Consider the following 484-nt stretch of genomic DNA (forward strand, 5'->3'; position numbering starts at 1 on the left):
AACCGTGGGGTTAACGACCGTCAGGTCAATACCGAGGTGGTCTGCGATGTACTCCCAGTACTGAACCGAGGCCCCACCGAGCGGATCGGCGCCGATGTGGACGCCGGCCTCGTCAATAGCGTCGAGGTCTATGGCATTGCGCAGATCGTCGCAATATGCGCTGCGGTAGTCGTAACGGGAGACCTCGTTGCGCACCTGTTCATAAGGTTTACGACGGATACCAGATGGATCGGCGAGCAACTCGTTGGCGCGGTCAGCAATCCAACCGGTGGCGTCCGTATCGGCCGGGCCACCGTGCGGTGGGTTGTATTTGAATCCGCCATCGCGTGGCGGGTTGTGTGAGGGGGTGACGACAATGCCGTCAGCCTGGCGTCCTTCGCTTAAACGGTTGTGAACAATGATGGCCCGTGAGACGGCAGGGGTTGGAGTCCACTCATCGTCATGCTCGGCGATGACCTCGACGTCGTTGGCGCACAGTACCTCA

At 60.3% G+C, this 484-nt stretch carries 1 pseudogene; it reads right to left on the bottom strand.

Features of this window, described 5'->3' with window-relative positions:
• Positions 1-484, bottom strand: a pseudogene (locus NMG46_RS29590) (phosphoglucomutase, alpha-D-glucose phosphate-specific); the annotation flags it as partial.

Source organism: Mesorhizobium sp. LMG 17147, from assembly GCF_024297145.1.
GTDB lineage: Bacteria > Pseudomonadota > Alphaproteobacteria > Rhizobiales > Rhizobiaceae > Mesorhizobium.